This window comes from Thermomonas aquatica (genome assembly GCF_006337105.1).
In the GTDB taxonomy this organism is placed as follows: Bacteria; Pseudomonadota; Gammaproteobacteria; order Xanthomonadales; family Xanthomonadaceae; genus Thermomonas; species Thermomonas aquatica.
In genome coordinates this window covers 995930-1009436 of record NZ_CP040871.1, presented here as the reverse complement: position 1 = coordinate 1009436, position 13507 = coordinate 995930, and the positions used below count along the sequence as shown (strand labels likewise).

At 65.6% G+C, this 13507-nt stretch carries 13 protein-coding genes; all 13 read left to right on the top strand.

Features of this window, described 5'->3' with window-relative positions; all coding sequences use genetic code 11:
• The first annotated feature begins 54 nt into the window (after nucleotides 1-54).
• The 13 genes from rpoC (at nucleotide 55) to rpsC (ending at nucleotide 13507) form a co-directional block, all read left to right on the top strand.
• On the top strand, nucleotides 55-4251 hold the full coding sequence (rpoC, locus tag FHQ07_RS04885) for a DNA-directed RNA polymerase subunit beta' (RefSeq protein ID WP_139715754.1): 4197 nt from the start codon (nucleotides 55-57) through the stop codon (nucleotides 4249-4251).
• Between the two features lie 323 nt (nucleotides 4252-4574).
• Complete coding sequence (gene rpsL / locus FHQ07_RS04880; RefSeq protein ID WP_139715753.1) at nucleotides 4575-4949, top strand: 30S ribosomal protein S12; 375 nt, start codon at nucleotides 4575-4577, stop codon at nucleotides 4947-4949.
• 53 nt (nucleotides 4950-5002) lie between these two features.
• Entirely contained in the window at nucleotides 5003-5470 is a 468-nt protein-coding gene (gene rpsG / locus FHQ07_RS04875; protein WP_139715752.1) for a 30S ribosomal protein S7, read from the top strand.
• A 182-nt stretch (nucleotides 5471-5652) separates the two neighbouring features.
• Complete coding sequence (gene fusA / locus FHQ07_RS04870; RefSeq protein ID WP_139715751.1) at nucleotides 5653-7770, top strand: elongation factor G; 2118 nt, start codon at nucleotides 5653-5655, stop codon at nucleotides 7768-7770.
• A gap of 66 nt (nucleotides 7771-7836) precedes the next feature.
• Nucleotides 7837-9027 (top strand): elongation factor Tu, encoded by a 1191-nt coding sequence (gene tuf, locus FHQ07_RS04865; RefSeq protein WP_139715750.1) that lies wholly within the window; start codon nucleotides 7837-7839, stop codon nucleotides 9025-9027.
• A 396-nt stretch (nucleotides 9028-9423) separates the two neighbouring features.
• A complete protein-coding gene (gene rpsJ, locus FHQ07_RS04860) occupies nucleotides 9424-9735 on the top strand; it encodes a 30S ribosomal protein S10 (RefSeq protein WP_024891232.1) in 312 nt (103 codons plus the stop codon).
• Between the two features lie 11 nt (nucleotides 9736-9746).
• A complete protein-coding gene (gene rplC / locus FHQ07_RS04855; protein ID WP_139715749.1) occupies nucleotides 9747-10403 on the top strand; it encodes a 50S ribosomal protein L3 in 657 nt (218 codons plus the stop codon).
• A gap of 2 nt (nucleotides 10404-10405) precedes the next feature.
• Nucleotides 10406-11008, top strand: a complete 603-nt coding sequence (gene rplD / locus FHQ07_RS04850; protein WP_139715748.1) for a 50S ribosomal protein L4 — start codon at nucleotides 10406-10408, stop codon at nucleotides 11006-11008.
• Nucleotides 11005-11304: a 50S ribosomal protein L23 gene (gene rplW / locus FHQ07_RS04845; protein ID WP_139715747.1), complete on the top strand. Its 300-nt coding sequence runs from the start codon at nucleotides 11005-11007 to the stop codon at nucleotides 11302-11304. The genes rplD and rplW overlap by 4 nt, the downstream gene beginning before the upstream one ends.
• A 10-nt stretch (nucleotides 11305-11314) precedes the next feature.
• Nucleotides 11315-12142 (top strand): 50S ribosomal protein L2, encoded by an 828-nt coding sequence (gene rplB / locus FHQ07_RS04840; protein ID WP_139715746.1) that lies wholly within the window; start codon nucleotides 11315-11317, stop codon nucleotides 12140-12142.
• 6 nt (nucleotides 12143-12148) lie between these two features.
• Nucleotides 12149-12418 carry a 30S ribosomal protein S19 gene (gene rpsS, locus FHQ07_RS04835; RefSeq protein WP_139715745.1) on the top strand — a complete coding sequence of 90 codons (270 nt, stop codon included), beginning with the start codon at nucleotides 12149-12151 and terminating at the stop codon, nucleotides 12416-12418.
• 10 nt (nucleotides 12419-12428) lie between these two features.
• Nucleotides 12429-12764: a 50S ribosomal protein L22 gene (rplV, locus tag FHQ07_RS04830; RefSeq protein WP_139715744.1), complete on the top strand. Its 336-nt coding sequence runs from the start codon at nucleotides 12429-12431 to the stop codon at nucleotides 12762-12764.
• Between the two features lie 2 nt (nucleotides 12765-12766).
• Nucleotides 12767-13507: a 30S ribosomal protein S3 gene (rpsC, locus tag FHQ07_RS04825; RefSeq protein ID WP_139715743.1), complete on the top strand. Its 741-nt coding sequence runs from the start codon at nucleotides 12767-12769 to the stop codon at nucleotides 13505-13507.

Below are 13507 nucleotides of genomic sequence, written 5' to 3'. Positions count from 1 at the left end.
CGGTGACGCCGCGCCGGACCGCAAGACCCATTGCCCCTCATCCGGAGAATCCAAATGAAAGATTTGCTGAACCTCTTCAACCAGCAGCGCCCGGCGCTGGACTTCGACGCGATCAAGATCGCGCTGGCCTCGCCGGACCTGATCCGTTCGTGGTCCTACGGCGAAGTGAAGAAGCCCGAGACCATCAACTACCGCACCTTCAAGCCGGAGCGCGACGGCCTGTTCTGCGCCGCCATCTTCGGCCCGATCAAGGACTACGAGTGCCTGTGCGGCAAGTACAAGCGCATGAAGCACCGCGGCGTGGTCTGCGAGAAGTGCGGCACCGAAGTGACCCTGGCCAAGGTGCGCCGCGAGCGCATGGGCCACATCGACCTTGCCAGCCCGGTCGCGCACATCTGGTTCCTGAAGTCGCTGCCGTCGCGCATCGGCCTGATGCTGGACATGACCCTGCGCGACATCGAGCGCATCCTGTACTTCGAAGCGTTCGTGGTGACCGAGCCGGGCCTGACCCCGATGGAACGCGGCCAGCTGCTGACCGAAGAGCAGTTCATGCAGGCGCGCCAGGAGCACGGCGACGATTTCGACGCCGCGATGGGCGCCGAGGCCGTGTACGACCTGCTGCGCACCATCGACCTGCAGAGCGAAATGCTGCAGCTCAAGGAAGAAATCGCCAGCACCGGTTCGGAAACCAAGCTCAAGCGCCTGACCAAGCGCATCAAGCTGGTCGAAGCCTTCCTCGAATCCGGCAACCGCCCGGAGTGGATGGTGATGACCGTGCTGCCGGTGCTGCCGCCGGACCTGCGCCCGCTGGTGCCGCTGGATGGCGGCCGTTTCGCGACCTCGGATCTGAACGATCTGTACCGCCGCGTGATCAACCGCAACAACCGCCTGCGCCGCCTGCTGGAACTCAACGCGCCCGACATCATCGTGCGCAACGAGAAGCGCATGCTGCAGGAATCGGTGGACGCGCTGATGGACAACGGCCGCCGCGGCCGCGCCATCACCGGCACCAACAAGCGCCCGCTCAAGTCGCTGGCCGACATGATCAAGGGCAAGCAGGGCCGCTTCCGCCAGAACCTGCTCGGCAAGCGCGTCGACTACTCCGGCCGTTCGGTGATCGTGGTCGGCCCGACCCTGCGCCTGCACGAGTGCGGCCTGCCGAAGAAGATGGCGCTGGAGCTGTTCAAGCCCTTCATCTTCGCCAAGCTGCAGCGTCGCGGCCTGGCCACCACCATCAAGGCGGCGAAGAAGCTGGTCGAGCGCGAAGAGGCGGAAGTCTGGGACATCCTGGAAGAAGTCATCCGCGAACACCCGGTGCTGCTGAACCGCGCCCCGACCCTGCACCGCCTGGGCATCCAGGCGTTCGAGCCGGTGCTGATCGAAGGCAAGGCGATCCAGCTGCATCCGCTGGTCTGCACCGCGTTCAACGCCGACTTCGACGGCGACCAGATGGCCGTGCACGTGCCGCTCTCGCTGGAAGCCCAGCTGGAAGCGCGCGCGCTGATGATGGCGTCCAACAACATCCTGTCGCCGGCCAACGGCGAGCCGATCATCGTGCCGTCGCAGGACGTGGTGCTGGGCCTGTACTACATGACCCGCGGCCTGGAGAACAAGGCGGGCGAGGGCATGGTGTTCGCCAACATCGCCGAAGTGAAGCGCGCCTACGACAACCGCGCGGTGCAGCTGCACGCCAAGTGCAAGGTGCGCATCAGCGAGACCGTGGTCGCCGAAGACGGCAGCCGCAGCAAGCAGACCTCGATCGTGGACACCACGGTCGGCCGCGCCCTGCTGCGCGAGATCCTGCCGGAAGGCCTGCCGTTCGCGCTGGCCAACACCGAGCTGACCAAGAAGAACATCAGCCGCCTGATCAACAGCTGCTACCGCATGCTGGGCCTGAAGGACACGGTGGTGTTCGCCGACAAGCTGATGTACACCGGCTTCGCCTACGCGACCCGCGCCGGCGTGTCGATCGGCATCGACGACATGATCATCCCGGGCGAGAAGAAGGGCATCCTCGACGAGGCCGAGGCCGAGGTGCTGGAAATCCAGCAGCAGTACCAGTCGGGCCTGGTCACCGCCGGCGAGCGCTACAACAAGGTGGTCGACATCTGGTCGCGCACCAATGAACGCGTCGCGAAGGCGATGATGGACACGATCGGCACCGAGAAGGTGCAGAACGCGAAGGGCGAGACCATCGACCAGAAGTCGATGAACTCGATCTACATCATGGCCGACTCCGGCGCGCGCGGTTCGCAGGCGCAGATCCGCCAGCTGGCCGGCATGCGCGGCCTGATGGCCAAGCCGGACGGCTCGATCATCGAGACCCCGATCACCTCGAACTTCCGCGAGGGCCTGAACGTCCAGCAGTACTTCATCTCGACCCACGGCGCCCGCAAGGGCCTGGCGGACACCGCGCTGAAGACCGCGAACTCCGGTTACCTGACCCGTCGCCTGGTCGACGTGGCGCAGGACGTGGTGATCACCGAGACCGATTGCGGCACCCTGGCCGGCCTGACCATGACCCCGATCGTGGAAGGCGGCGACGTGGTCGAGCCGCTGCGCGACCGCGTGCTGGGCCGCATCGTGGCCGAGGACGTGTTCCTGCCGGGCAACGACGAGGACCCGTTCGTCACCCGCAACACCCTGCTCGACGAAGGCTGGGTGCAGAAGCTGGAAGACGCCAGCGTGCAGGCGATCAAGGTGCGCAGCACCATCACCTGCGAGGCGCCGTTCGGCGTGTGCGCGCACTGCTACGGCCGCGACCTGGGCCGTGGCCACCTGGTCAACCACGGCGAGGCCGTGGGCGTGGTCGCCGCGCAGTCGATCGGCGAGCCGGGCACCCAGCTGACCATGCGTACCTTCCACATCGGTGGTGCGGCGTCGCGTGCGGCGGCGATCGACAACGTGACGGTGAAGACCACCGGCTCGGTGAAGTTCAACAACCTCAAGCACGTCAACCACGCCAGCGGCGGTTCGGTGGCGGTGTCGCGTTCCGGCGAACTGTCGGTGCTCGACAACCACGGTCGCGAGCGCGAGCGCTACAAGCTCCCGTACGGCGCGATGATCAACGTCAAGGACGGCGGCGAAGTGAAGGCCGGCCAGACCGTGGCCAACTGGGATCCGCACAACCACCCGATCGTCTCGGAAGTGGCGGGCTTCATCCGCTTCGTCGATTTCGTCGACGGCGTGACCGTGATCGAGAAGACCGACGACCTGACCGGCCTGGCCTCGCGCGAGATCACCGATCCGAAGCGCCGCGGCACCCAGGCCAAGGACCTGCGCCCGCTGGTGCGCATCGTCGACAAGGCCGGCAAGGACCTGTCGATCCCGGGCACCGACCTGCCGGCGCAGTACATGCTGCCGCCGCGCTCGATCGTCAACCTGCAGGACGGCGCGCCGGTCGGCGTGGGCGACGTGGTCGCCAAGATCCCGCAGGAAGCGTCGAAGACCCGCGACATCACCGGCGGCCTGCCGCGCGTGGCCGACCTGTTCGAGGCGCGCAAGCCGAAGGACCCGGCGATCCTCGCCGAGATCTCCGGCATCGTCAGCTTCGGCAAGGAGACCAAGGGCAAGCAGCGCCTGATCATCAAGCACACCGACGGCAGCGAGCACGAAGAGCTGATCCCGAAGTACCGCCAGATCATCGTGTTCGAAGGCGAGCACGTGGAGAAGGGCGAGACCGTGGTGGACGGCGAGCCGACCCCGCAGGACATCCTGCGCCTGAAGGGCGTCGAGGAGCTGGCCGCGTACCTGGTCAAGGAAATCCAGGACGTCTACCGCCTGCAGGGCGTGAAGATCAACGACAAGCACATCGAAGTGATCATTCGCCAGATGCTGCGCAAGGTCGAGATCGTCGACGGCGGCGACAGCAAGTACCTGCATGGCGAACAGGCCGAGCGCCAGCGCGTCATCGAGGAAAATGCCCGCCTGGCCGCCAAGAACGAGATCCTGGCCAAGGTCGAGCCGGTCCTGCTGGGCATCACCAAGGCCTCGCTGGCGACCGAGTCCTTCATCTCCTCGGCCTCGTTCCAGGAAACCACCCGCGTGCTGACCGAGGCGGCCGTCCGCGGCACCCGCGACACCCTGCGCGGCCTGAAGGAAAACGTGATCGTCGGCCGCCTGATCCCGGCCGGCACCGGCCTGGCGTACCACACCCAGCGCCGCAAGAACGCCACCGGCCTCACCGAGGCCGAAATGGCGACCTTGTCCGGCGAGCTGGCGCAGGACGTCGAGTCCGGCGAAGCGGTCTAAGGCGATATCCGGTTCTCCCGGCTTCGGCCGGGAGGGCTGGCGGAATACCGCGGCGCGTCTTATACTACGCGCCGCTTTTTGATGGCTTCGGCCATCCAGATCACCAAATGAGGTCGCAGGACGCGCCTCGTATTGGGCCCAGGACGGGCGGGATCGCAGATTGATCGGGACGGTCGCAGGGCCGGTCCGGTTTTTCGGTATGGCCTCGTTTGACCGAAGGGTCGGGCGCGGGCTATACTTTTTCGTCTAACTCGGCCGGATTCCGTTTGAATTCGGCCAGTTTCGTTTCCGAAAGGGCCCCGGCCCACCAATCGAGCGTCGTAATGGCAACCATCAACCAGCTTGTGCGCAAGCCGCGCAACCCGGAAACCTACAAGAGCACCTCGCCCGCGCTGGCCAACTGCCCGCAGCGTCGCGGCGTGTGCACCCGCGTCTACACCACCACCCCGAAGAAGCCGAACTCGGCGCTGCGCAAGGTGGCCAAGGTGCGCCTGACCAACGGTTACGAAGTGATCTCGTACATCGGCGGCGAAGGCCACAACCTGCAGGAGCACAGCGTGGTGCTGATCCGCGGCGGCCGCGTCAAGGACCTGCCGGGCGTGCGCTACCACACCGTGCGCGGTTCGCTCGACGCCGCCGGCGTCGCCAAGCGCCGCCAGGCTCGTTCCAAGTACGGCGCCAAGCGTCCGAAGGCCTAAGCGCGCCGTCCACGCGGCCCGCCCACGAATAGATTTGTTTAGGGGTTAAGAATATGTCCCGTAAAGGCAATACTCCGCAGCGTTCGGTGCTGCCGGATCCGAAGCACGGAAGCGAAACCATCGCCCGCTTCATCAACATGGTCATGCAGAGCGGCAAGAAGTCGGTCGCCGAGAAGATCGTGTACGGCGCGATGGACGTGATCGGCGAGAAGAACCCGAACGCGCTCGAGCTGGTCGAGAAGGCGCTGGGCAACATCTCCCCGTCGGTCGAGGTGAAGTCCCGCCGCGTCGGCGGTGCGACCTACCAGGTGCCGGTCGAAGTGCGTTCGTCGCGCCGCATGGCGCTGGCGATGCGCTGGCTGATCGAGTCCGCGCGCAAGCGCGGCGAGAACAGCATGCCGCGCAAGCTGGCCGGCGAGCTGCTGGACGCTTCGGAAAACCGCGGCGGCGCGATCAAGAAGCGCGAGGAAACCCACCGCATGGCCGAAGCCAACAAGGCGTTCGCGCACTACCGCTGGTAACTGTCGGCGCGGGCCCGTGAGCCCGCAGGGCGCAAGCGACAAGCGCCACGCGGGATGCCTTGCAGAAGGCATCCCGCAACCAGACCGACGGCCGCCGCAAGGCGGCCATCGGCCATCCGGAATCCGCTGAAAAAAGCCGGTTCCCACACTCCGTTTCGACGGAACCAAATCGAGAGATCACCGTGGCCCGCACCACTCCCATCGAGCGTTACCGCAACTTCGGCATCATGGCCCACATCGATGCCGGCAAGACCACCACGTCCGAGCGCATCCTGTTCTACACCGGCGTCAGCCACAAGATCGGTGAAGTGCACGACGGTGCCGCCACCATGGACTGGATGGAGCAGGAGCAGGAGCGCGGCATCACCATCACCTCGGCCGCCACCACGGCGTTCTGGTCGGGCATGGACAAGTCGCTGCCGCAGCACCGCTTCAACATCATCGACACCCCCGGCCACGTCGACTTCACCATCGAAGTCGAGCGTTCGCTGCGCGTGCTCGACGGCGCGGTGTTCGTGCTGTGCGCCGTCGGCGGCGTGCAGCCGCAGTCCGAGACCGTGTGGCGCCAGGCCAACAAGTACTCGGTGCCGCGCATGGCGTTCGTCAACAAGATGGACCGCACCGGCGCCAACTTCGACAAGGTCGTCGAGCAGCTGAAGGCGCGCCTCGGCGCGTACGCCGTGCCGATGCAGGTGCCGATCGGCGCCGAAGACGGCTTCGAGGGCGTGGTCGACCTGCTGAAGATGAAGGCGATCCACTGGGACGTCGCTTCGCAGGGCACCCAGTTCGAATACCGCGACATCCCGGCCGACCTGCAATCGAAGGCGGAGGAAGCGCGCAGCTTCATGATCGAGGCCGCCGCCGAAGCCAGCGAAGAGCTGATGGACAAGTACCTCAACGAGGGCGAGCTGTCCGAAGCCGAGATCATCGAAGGCCTGCGCCTGCGCACCCTGCGCGTGGAAATCGTGCCGGTGTTCGCCGGTTCGGCGTTCAAGAACAAGGGCGTGCAGGCCATGCTGGACGGCGTGATCAACCTGCTGCCGTCGCCGATCGACCGTCCGCCGGTGCAGGGCATCGACGACAACGAGAAGGAAGACACCCGCACCGCCGACGACAAGGCGCCGTTCTCCGCGCTCGCGTTCAAGATCATGACCGACCCGTTCGTGGGTTCGCTGACCTTCTTCCGCGTGTACTCGGGCGTGCTCAACTCCGGCGACCAGGTGTACAACCCGGTCAAGTCGAAGAAGGAGCGCGTGGGCCGCATCCTGCAGATGCACTCCAACCAGCGCGACGAGATCAAGGAAGTGCGCGCGGGCGACATCGCCGCGGCGGTGGGCCTGAAGGACGTCACCACCGGCGACACCCTGTGCGCGCAGGACCACATCATCACCCTGGAGCGCATGGTGTTCCCGGAGCCCGTCATCTCGATGGCGGTCGAACCGAAGACCAAGTCCGACCAGGAGAAGATGGGCATGGCGCTGGGCCGCCTGGCGCAGGAAGACCCGTCGTTCCGCGTGCGCACCGACGAGGAATCCGGCCAGACCATCATCGCCGGCATGGGCGAGCTGCACCTGGACATCATCGTCGACCGCATGAAGCGCGAGTTCAACGTCGAGGCCAACGTCGGCAAGCCGCAGGTGGCGTACCGCGAGACCATCCGCAAGTCGGACGTGAAGTCGGACTACAAGCACGCCAAGCAGTCGGGCGGCAAGGGCCAGTACGGCCACGTCGTCATCGAGATGTCGCCGATGACCGCCGAGGACCGCGCCAACCCGGACGTGAAGGACGATTTCCTGTTCATCAACGACATCACCGGCGGCGTGATCCCGAAGGAATTCATCCCGGCGGTGGAGAAGGGCATCCGCGAAACCATCACCAGCGGCCCGCTGGCCGGCTTCCCGGTGGTGAACACCAAGGCCAAGCTGGTGTTCGGTTCCTACCACGACGTCGACTCGTCGGAAATGGCGTTCAAGCTCGCCGCGTCGATGGCGTTCAAGGAAGGTTTCCGCAAGGCCGATCCGGTTCTGCTGGAGCCGATCATGAAGGTCGAGATCGTCACCCCGGAAGACTACGTCGGCGACGTGATGGGCGACGTCAGCCGTCGTCGCGGCCTGCTGCAGGGCCAGGACGACAGCCCGTCCGGCAAGATCATCAATGCGATGGTGCCGCTGGGCGAGATGTTCGGCTACGCGACCTCGCTGCGTTCGATGTCGCAGGGTCGCGCGACCTTCACCATGGAATTCGACCACTACGCCGAAGCGCCGAGCAACGTCGCCGACGCGGTGATGAAGAAGTCCTGACCAATCAACATTCCGGCGGCAACCACGGCTGCCGCCGGGCACATACGACAAGCAAGGTGAACCAAAATGGCAAAGGGTAAGTTCGAGCGCACCAAGCCCCACGTGAACGTGGGCACGATTGGCCACGTGGACCACGGCAAGACGACGCTGACGGCGGCGCTGACGAAGGTGGGCGCGGAGCGTTTCGGCGGCGAGTTCAAGGACTACGGTTCGATCGACGCGGCGCCGGAAGAGAAGGCGCGCGGCATCACGATCTCGACGGCGCACGTGGAATACGAGTCCCCGAACCGCCACTATGCGCACGTGGACTGCCCGGGCCACGCCGACTACGTGAAGAACATGATCACGGGTGCGGCGCAGATGGACGGCGCGATCCTGGTGTGCTCGGCGGCCGACGGCCCGATGCCGCAGACCCGCGAGCACATCCTGCTGTCGCGCCAGGTGGGCGTGCCGTACATCGTGGTCTACCTGAACAAGGCGGACATGGTGGACGACGCCGAGCTGCTGGAGCTGGTGGAGATGGAAGTCCGCGAGCTGCTGAGCAAGTACGAGTTCCCGGGCGACGACACCCCGATCATCTCGGGTTCGGCGCGCATGGCGCTGGAAGGCGACCAGTCGGAGATCGGCGTGCCGTCGATCATCAAGCTGGTGGACGCGCTGGACACCTGGATTCCGGAGCCGGAGCGCGACATCGACAAGCCGTTCCTGATGCCGGTGGAAGACGTGTTCTCGATCTCGGGCCGCGGCACCGTGGTGACGGGCCGCATCGAGCGCGGCATCATCAAGGTCGGCGATGAAATCGAGATCGTCGGCATCCGCCCGACCCAGAAGACCACGGTGACCGGCGTGGAAATGTTCCGCAAGCTGCTGGACCAGGGCCAGGCGGGCGACAACGCGGGCCTGCTGCTGCGCGGCACCAAGCGCGACGACGTGGAGCGCGGCCAGGTGCTGTGCAAGCCGGGTTCGATCACCCCGCACACCGACTTCGAGGCCGAGGTGTACGTGCTGTCGAAGGACGAGGGCGGCCGTCACACGCCGTTCTTCAAGGGCTACCGCCCGCAGTTCTACTTCCGCACGACCGACATCACCGGTGCGGTGACCCTGCCGGAAGGCGTGGAGATGGTGATGCCGGGCGACAACGTGAAGATGGTGGTGTCGCTGATCAACCCGGTGGCGATGGACGATGGCCTGCGCTTCGCGATCCGCGAAGGCGGCCGTACCGTCGGCGCCGGCGTCGTCGCCAAGATCATCAAGTAATTCAATGGGTTATCTGGTGGCCGGGCGACCGGCCATCCAGTCACCCGGGAATTGCAGAAAGAATGTGAATTCGGGCTTGCGCATGCGGGATGGCTTCCGCTAGAATGCAAGACCTTCGCGGCGATGTGAGTTGCCGCGAACCGCGAAAAGAGGCGCAGGACGCGCCTCGTGTTCGCCAGACAGGGAGATGTCGCGTGGCAAGGCCTCGTCCGTTCCGGAGCTTTCCGGAGCACTTCGGCGGGGCCTTTCGGCGCGTTCATGGATTCCCGCACTGGCGGACCGGGCAACCGGCCCGCCTTTTGTTTCATCCGCTGCACTGCAAGACCGTTGTTTCCACGGGGTACGGCGCACCCAGCCGCCGCACCTGTCGCTCTTTAGATACGAAGGATTCCTCCCATGGCGGACCAGAAGATTCGCATCCGGCTGAAGGCGTTCGATCATCGTCTGATCGACCGTTCGGCCAGCGAGATCGTCGAGACGGCCAAGCGGACCGGCGCGCAAGTGCGCGGCCCGATCCCGCTGCCGACCAAGATCGAGCGTTACACCATTCTGACCTCGCCGCACGTCGACAAGGACGCGCGCGACCAGTATGAAACCCGCACGCACAAGCGCGTGCTCGACATCGTCGACCCCAACGACAAGACCGTGGACGCGCTGATGAAGCTCGAGCTCGCGGCTGGCGTCGACGTCCAGATCAAGCTGACCTGAGGACTTAAACGATGAGCGCGAAGAAGTATTCGCTCGGCATCGTCGGTCGCAAGGCCGGCATGAGCCGCATGTTCACCGAGGACGGCAAGTCCATCCCGGTGACCCTGATCGAGGCAACCCCGAACCGCATCACCCAGGTGAAGACCGTCGAGACCGACGGCTACTCCGCCCTGCAGGTGACCGCCGGCGTGAAGCGCGCCTCGCTGTTGAACAAGCCGGCCACCGGCCACCTGGCCAAGGCTAAGGTGGAAGCGGGCCGCGGCCTGTGGGAACTGCGCGTGGAAGCCGACCAGATCGGTGGCTATGAAGTGGGCGGCGAGATCAAGGCCGATATCTTCAGCGAAGGCCAGATCGTCGACGTCCAGGGCGTGACCAAGGGCAAGGGCTTCCAGGGCACGATCAAGCGCTGGAACTTCACCATGGGCGATGCGACCCACGGTAACTCGCTGTCGCACCGCTCGCCGGGTTCGATCGGCCAGCGCCAGACGCCGGGCCGCGTGTTCCCGGGCAAGAAGATGTCCGGCCACATGGGCGATGTCACCCAGACCACGCAGAACCTGCAGGTCGTGAAGGTCGACGCCGAGCGCGGCCTGATCGCCGTGCGCGGCGCGGTCCCGGGTGCGCCGGGCGGCGACGTGATCGTGCGCCCGACGAGCAAGGGAGTCTGATCATGGAATTGAACATCACCAACGGTAAGACGCTGTCGGTGTCCGACGCCGTGTTCGGCCGCGAGTTCAGCGAAGACCTGGTCCACCAGGTGGTCGTTGCTTATCGCAACGCCGGTCGCGCCGGCACCAAGGCGCAGAAGACCCGTTCGGAAGTCAACGGCACCACCAAGAAGTCGAAGAAGCAGAAGGGCGGCGGTGCGCGTCACGGCGCGCTGACGGCCCCGATCTTCGTCGGCGGCGGCGTGACCTTCGCGGCCAAGCCGCGCAGCTTCGCGCAGAAGGTCAACCGCAAGATGTACCGCGCGGCGATCGCCGCGATCCTGTCCGAGCTGAACCGCCAGGGCCGGATCACCGTGGTCGAAGGCTTCGACGTCGAAGCGCCGAAGACCTCGGGCCTGGTGTCCAAGCTGGGCGAACTGAAGGTCGGCCAGCGTCCGCTGATCGTGACCGAGGACGCCTCCGAGAACCTGTACCTGTCCGCCCGCAACCTGCCGTACGTGCAGGTCCGCGACGTGCAGGGTCTGGACCCGGTCGCGCTGGTCGGTGCCGACACCGTCGTCATCACCTCCGACGCCGTGAAGAAGATCGAGGAGTGGCTGGCATGAGCACCGCCAATGTTTACGAAGTGATTCGTGCGCCGCGCGTGTCGGAAAAGACCGCGCGCCTGCAGGAAGTCTCCAACCAATACGTCTTTGAAATCGCGAAGACCGCCACCAAGGCCGACGTGAAGGCCGCCGTGGAAAAGATCTTCGACGTCAAGGTCCAAGCAGTGAACGTGGTGAACGTGAAGGGCAAGTCCAAGGCCTTCAAGAATCGCCAGGGTCGCCGCAACGACTGGAAGAAGGCGTACGTCACGCTGGCCGAAGGCCAGTCGATCGACGTGATGACGGCCTCGGCCTGAGGAACGACCCATGGCATTGATGACATTCAAACCCACCTCGCCCGGCCGTCGTTCGATGGTTCGCGTGGTGACGCCGGGCCTGCACAAGGGCTCGCCGCACGCCGCGCTGGTCGAGAAGCAGAGCAACAGCGGCGGCCGCAACCACCACGGCCGCATCACCACCCGCCACATCGGCGGCGGGCACAAGCAGCATTACCGCATCATCGACTTCAAGCGCGACAAGGAAGGCATTCCCGCGCGCGTCGAGCGCATCGAGTACGACCCGAACCGCACCGCGCACATCGCGTTGCTGTGCTATGTCGACGGCGAGCGCCGCTACATCATCGCGCCGAAGGGCCTCAAGGCCGGCGACCAGGTGATCGCGGGCCGTGATGCGCCGATCAAGGCCGGCAACACCCTGCCGCTGCGCAACATCCCGGTCGGTTCCACCGTGCACTGCATCGAGATGAAGCCGGGCAAGGGCGCGCAGATCGCGCGTGCCGCCGGCGCCGGCGTCCAGCTGGTCGCGCGCGAGGGCATCTACGCGATGCTGCGCCTGCGTTCGGGCGAGATGCGCAAGGTGCCGGCCGACTGCCGCGCCACCATCGGCGAAGTCGGCAACGACGAGCACAACCTCGAGAAGCTGGGCAAGGCCGGTGCCAAGCGTTGGCGCGGCGTCAAGCCGACCGTCCGCGGCGCCGCCATGAACCCGGTCGACCACCCGCACGGCGGTGGCGAGGCGAAGGCTGGCCAGGGTAATCCGCATCCGGTCACCCCGTGGGGCGTGCCGACCAAGGGTTACAAGACCCGCAAGAACAAGCGCACCCAGCAGTTCATCGTGCGCGACCGCAGGAGCTAATCGGCAATGGCACGTTCACTCAAGAAAGGCCCGTTCATCGACCACCACCTGCAGAAGAAGGTGGAGGCCGCGGGCGGCAGCAAGAAGCCGATCAAGACCTGGTCGCGTCGTTCGACCGTGTTGCCGGAAATGATCGGCTTCACCATCGCCATCCACAATGGCAAGAACCACATCCCGGTGCTGGTCAACGAGAACATGGTTGGCCACAAGCTCGGCGAGTTCGCCCTGACCCGTACCTTCAAGGGTCACGGCGGCGACAAGAAGTCGGGCAAGTAAGGAGATGACCATGGAAGCGAAAGCAATCCTGCGCAGCGCGCGCATCTCCGCCCAGAAGGCCCGCCTGGTCGCCGACCAGGTGCGCGGCCTGTCTGCCGAACGCGCCGTCAACCTGCTGAAGTTCTCGGACAAGAAGGCCGCCACCATGATCCGCAAGGTCGTGGAGTCCGCCATCGCCAACGCCGAGAACAACAACGGCGCCGACGTCGACGCACTCAAGGTCAAGACCATCATGGTCGATGAAGGTCCCTCGCTGAAGCGCTTCATGGCGCGTGCGAAGGGCCGTGGCACGCGCATCACCAAGCGCACCAGCCACATCACCGTGGTCGTGGGCGAGGGCAAGTAATCATGGGTCATAAAGTCAATCCGATCGGCATCCGCCTGGGCATCGCCAAGGACTGGAATTCCAAGTGGTTCGCCGGCAAGAAGCACTTCGCCGAGTTCCTCGCCGCCGACCTCAAGGTCCGCGAGATGCTGCGCAAGAAGCTGGCCCAGGCCGGCATCAGCAAGATCCTGATCGAGCGTCCGGCGAACAACGCCCGCGTGACGATCCACACCGCCCGCCCGGGCGTGGTGATCGGCAAGCGCGGCGAGGACATCGAGAAGCTGCGCAAGGAAGTGAGCGACGTGATGGGCGTCCCGGCGCACATCAACGTCACCGAAGTGCGCAAGCCCGAGCTGGACGCGCAGCTGGTCGCCGAGTCGATCGCGCAGCAGCTGGAGCGCCGCATCATGTTCCGCCGCGCGATGAAGCGCGCGGTCGGCAACGCGATGCGCCTCGGCGCGCTGGGCATCAAGGTCAACGTCGGCGGCCGCTTGAACGGCGCGGAAATCGCCCGTTCGGAGTGGTACCGCGAAGGCCGCGTGCCGCTGCACACCCTGCGTGCGGACATCGACTACGGCTTTGCCGAGGCGAAGACCACCTACGGGATCATCGGCATCAAGGTGTGGGTCTACAAGGGCGAGATCTTCGATTTCTCCCAGGTCGGCCAGGAAAAGCAGGACGACACGCCGCGCAACGACCGCAATGATCGTGGCGACCGCGAACGTCCGCGCGGCCCGCGCCGCGATCGTGAAGCGAGGGACTAA

Coding starts and splice junctions, on each gene's coding strand:
- rplW (WP_139715747.1), top strand. CDS start 11,005: ATGAGCACCGCCAATGTTTACGAAGTGATTCGTGCGCCGCGCGTGTCG.
- tuf (WP_139715750.1), top strand. CDS start 7,837: ATGGCAAAGGGTAAGTTCGAGCGCACCAAGCCCCACGTGAACGTGGGC.
- rpsJ (WP_024891232.1), top strand. CDS start 9,424: ATGGCGGACCAGAAGATTCGCATCCGGCTGAAGGCGTTCGATCATCGT.
- rplC (WP_139715749.1), top strand. CDS start 9,747: ATGAGCGCGAAGAAGTATTCGCTCGGCATCGTCGGTCGCAAGGCCGGC.
- rplD (WP_139715748.1), top strand. CDS start 10,406: ATGGAATTGAACATCACCAACGGTAAGACGCTGTCGGTGTCCGACGCC.
- rpoC (WP_139715754.1), top strand. CDS start 55: ATGAAAGATTTGCTGAACCTCTTCAACCAGCAGCGCCCGGCGCTGGAC.
- rplV (WP_139715744.1), top strand. CDS start 12,429: ATGGAAGCGAAAGCAATCCTGCGCAGCGCGCGCATCTCCGCCCAGAAG.
- rpsC (WP_139715743.1), top strand. CDS start 12,767: ATGGGTCATAAAGTCAATCCGATCGGCATCCGCCTGGGCATCGCCAAG.
- rpsL (WP_139715753.1), top strand. CDS start 4,575: ATGGCAACCATCAACCAGCTTGTGCGCAAGCCGCGCAACCCGGAAACC.
- rpsS (WP_139715745.1), top strand. CDS start 12,149: ATGGCACGTTCACTCAAGAAAGGCCCGTTCATCGACCACCACCTGCAG.
- rpsG (WP_139715752.1), top strand. CDS start 5,003: ATGTCCCGTAAAGGCAATACTCCGCAGCGTTCGGTGCTGCCGGATCCG.
- rplB (WP_139715746.1), top strand. CDS start 11,315: ATGGCATTGATGACATTCAAACCCACCTCGCCCGGCCGTCGTTCGATG.